The sequence below is a fragment of the Alkalibacterium sp. s-m-28 genome, from assembly GCF_054658175.1.
Map to the genome: position 1 here is coordinate 1 of NZ_BAAGIQ010000139.1, position 3606 is coordinate 3606.

Annotated in this window: 2 protein-coding genes; both read right to left on the reverse strand. The window is 37.5% G+C overall.

All coding sequences use genetic code 11. From position 1 onward, the window contains the following. Window positions 1–133: 133 nt before the first annotated feature. Window positions 134–2743, reverse strand: a complete 2610-nt coding sequence (gene adhE, locus ACYQ4S_RS11210; protein ID WP_459771201.1) for a bifunctional acetaldehyde-CoA/alcohol dehydrogenase — start codon at window positions 2741–2743, stop codon at window positions 134–136. A 354-nt stretch (window positions 2744–3097) separates the two neighbouring features. Then, window positions 3098–3606 (reverse strand): IS21-like element helper ATPase IstB (istB, locus tag ACYQ4S_RS11215; RefSeq protein WP_459771203.1); only part of this gene is annotated, 509 nt, incomplete at its 5' end.

Sequence of the window (3606 nt, forward strand, 5' to 3'; positions counted from 1 at the left end):
CGAAGAAAAGGAGGATGTACTTCTACATCTTCAGAAAAAATACAAAAGAACAATGAAGACCATCTAAAACCGACGGTTTTCATTGTTCTTTTTGTTTGTTAAGAGCTGGTTTTTTCCCAGCCCCTTTCCATAACTACCTATCCTTTCCATAGTATGCATTTAGATACATTTCTTTTATTTCGCTCATTAATGGGTAGCGAGGGTTTGAGCCAGTACACTGGTCATCAAATGCATTCTCAACCATTGCATCAAGAGTATCTAAGAATTCTTTTTCTGGGACATCGTATTCTTGGATGGTCTGTTTAATACCAATTTCTGCTTTTAATTCATTTAGTGCGTCGAGTAAGTTCTCTAATTTTTCTTCATCGGTATTTCCACCTAAGTTTAAGTGATCGGCAATTTCAGCATATCTACTTAATGCTTTTGGATGGTCATACTGTGAGAAAGTCCCCATTTTTGTTGGTGTTTCACTTGCGTTAAAGGAAATCACTTCATTAATTAATAATGCGTTTGCTAAACCGTGAGTGACATGGTGCTGAGAGCCTAATTTGTGTGCCATTGAGTGACAGACACCTAGGAAAGCATTACCAAACGCCATTCCGGCCATTGTTGAAGCATCCCCCATTTTTTCACGAGCGACAGGGTCTTTGGCACCGTATTTATAGGCTCTTGGCAAGTATTCAAAAGCAACTTTTAGTGCTTGTAAGGCTAGTCCATCCGTATAGTCTGATGCCATAACAGAAGCGTAGGCTTCTAATGCGTGAGTGACTGCATCAAATCCTGAATAGGCCGTTAATCCTTTAGGAGCATTATCCATTAAGTCTGCATCGACAACTGCCATATCTGGCATTAACTGGTAGTCTGCTAATGGGTATTTTACATTTGACTCATCATCTGTAATTACCGCAAATGGTGTCACTTCAGCACCTGTACCAGCAGTAGTAGGAATCGCTACAAAGTAAGCTTTTTCACCTAAGACAGGGAATCCTAATACTCGTTTACGGATATCCATGAAACGCATGGCTAAGTCCATAAAGTCTGTTTCGGGATGTTCATACATTACCCACATGATTTTCGCAGCATCCATCGGACTACCTCCACCGACAGCAATAATGGTGTCAGGTTGGAAATCATGCATTTCATTTGCACCTTGCGTGACATTAGAAAGTGTAGGGTCAGGCTGAACGTTAGAGAACGTTTTGTGTTCAATACCTAATGCATCTAACTTTTTAGTAATTGTATCTGTGTATCCATTGTCAAATAGAAATTTATCCGTAACAATAAATGCACGTTTCTTGTTTTGTACTGCTTTTAATTCGTCCAAGGCAAGTGGTAGACAACCGCGCTTAAAGAATGTTTTTGCTGGAGTTTTCAACCATAACATATTTTCTTTCCTTTCAGCTACTGTTTTAATATTGAGTAAGTGCTTGACGCCAACGTTTTCTGATACAGAGTTTCCACCCCATGTTCCACAACCCAAGGTTAAAGAAGGTGTTAGTTTAAAGTTATAAATATCACCTATACCACCTTGTGATGAAGGAGTATTAATTAGGATCCGTGCTGTTTTCATACGGTTTTGGAATTTCTCTAATCGATCATTCTCTGCAGCTGTGTCAATATACAGTGCTGATGTATGACCATATCCACCATCTTTTACCAAACGATCAGCTTTATCAAGCGCATCGTCAAAGTCGTCCGCACGGTACATGGCAAGAAGAGGAGATAGTTTTTCATGAGCAAATTCTTCCGCCGAGCTTACATCTGTCACTTCACCAATTAAAATTTTCGTTGTTTCTGGAACATTAATTCCTGCTAATTCCGCAATTACTGGAGCTGGTTGTCCAACAATCTTAGAGTTTAGCGCTCCATTAATAATGATTGTCTTACGTACTTTGTCTAGCTCTTTATCATTTAAGAAATGACAATTACGGTAAGCAAATTCTTTTTTAACTTCGTCATAAACGTCGTCTAATACCACTACAGACTGTTCCGATGCACAAATCATCCCATTATCAAATGTTTTTGAATGGATGATTGAGTTCACTGCCAACAAGATGTCAGCACTATCGTCAATAATTGCTGGCGTGTTTCCTGCACCTACACCAAGAGCTGGCTTACCTGATGAATAAGCGGCGTTTACCATTCCTGGTCCACCTGTCGCCAAGATGGTGTCTGATTCTGCCATAACCATTTGTGTGAGTTCTAGACTTGGCACATCAATCCAACTAATAATTCCTTCAGGCGCTCCGGCTTTAACTGCCGCGTCTAAAATAATCTTAGCGGTTTCAATTGTACAGTCCTTTGCTCTAGGGTGAGGACTAATGACAATTCCATTTCGTGTTTTCAATGCGATTAAAATTTTGAATATGGTAGTGGACGTTGGGTTCGTTGTTGGAATAATCGCTGAGATGACACCAATTGGCTCAAGAACTTTCTTAATTCCATAGCTTGTATCTTCTTCAACGATTCCTACTGTCTGAGTGTCTTTGTAATTGTTGTATACAAATTCTGCTGCATAATGGTTCTTAATAACTTTATCTTCTACACAACCCATACCGGATTCTTCAACGGCATGTTTGGCCAGAGGAATTCTCGCTTGGTTTGCTGCAACAGATGCTGCTAAAAATACTTTATCTACTTCTTCTTGAGTAAAATGAGCGAATTCTCTTTGAGCTTTTCTAACTTCATCTAGTGCATTTTGTAATGTTTCTTGGTCTTCTACAATCGTTCGTACTTTTGTCAAAATAATCTCCTCCACAAGATTGTTACTTCTTTCACAATATGAATATATAATATACAAAATAAATTCATTTGTAAAGAGGGAAAAGAAAGTTTTTTTAATAATAGCGCTTTCAAAAAGGTTTGTTTTATAGTATGTTTATGGGTTTAAAACTATTGTAGTAAGGTTTTTGACAGGAGGAATAAAGATCATAAAATAAATAACTTTTTTGTTATATTTTTCACTATTGCAGAAAAAAATGAGTGAATTATTTAACTTAGCTGGGTAAAATATATACTGTGTCAAGGACAGTATAAAATTGTAGGTTTATGACAGAATAAAAATGTAGGTTTTTGACAGTCTAATTTAGAAGTCCATTTATATTTTTCCTTTCATACGATATGATTTTCCAGTAATCTTGAAGACTTTAACATGGTGAACCAGGCGATCAAGAATGGCGGCGGCTATTTCAGAATTCTGAAATAGCTCCCCCCATCGAGATAAGATAATATTTGTCGTAATCATTGTTGATTTCTTTTCGTAACGCATCGTTAATAGTTGAAAGAAGAGGTTAGCTTCAACTTTTTGAATTGGTAAATAACCTATTTCATCAATGATCAAAAGATCATACTTGGCATATCGTTTAAGAACACGTTCAACGGTCCCTTTTTCAAAGGCAGAACGAAGACGTAAAAGTAATTCATGACAACTGATAAACAGCGTACGGTAGCCTTGATGACATGCTTCAATGCCTAATGCGATGACAAGGTGTGTTTTCCCTACACCAGGGTTTCCAATGAAAACTAAGTTTTCTTTTTTCTCCATAAAAGCCATATGTTTCAAGTCTAGAATCTCTTTTTTGTTAACGCTTGGTTGAAAGTTGAAAT